We start from the raw sequence: 327 nt of genomic DNA, 5'->3' as shown, positions 1-327 counted from the left end.
CACTAATTCCACTTCAGCCAGTTCTGAAAAAGTCTTTTCTAATGCACTTCTTAGACCTTTGTTTGCAGCTACACCGCCAGCGACCAATAGCTGTTTCACTCCATATTCAGCTACTGCTCTTTCTGTTTTTTTCACAAGCACTTCAATAACACTTTCTTGAAAGCTGGCAGCAAGATCCTCAGGTGCGATCGTCTCACCGCGCTGTTCAGCATTGTGGACAGTATTGATAACTGCCGATTTTAACCCGCTGAAGCTAAAGTCATAAGACCCTTCCTCAAGCCATGCACGTGGTAAATCAATCGTTGGGCTTCCCTCATGTGCCAAACG

General features: G+C 45.3%; 1 protein-coding gene. It reads right to left on the bottom strand.

The genetic code is table 11. The features are described 5' to 3' along the window. A partial coding sequence (locus tag AC59HZ_RS29955) for a Kae1-like domain-containing protein (protein WP_496549364.1) occupies positions 1–327 on the bottom strand: 327 nt, incomplete at both ends.

Source organism: Neobacillus sp. DZ-9, from assembly GCF_059587065.1.
The sequence above is the reverse complement of the archived record's forward strand: the minus strand, read 5'-3'. Positions and strand labels throughout refer to the sequence as shown.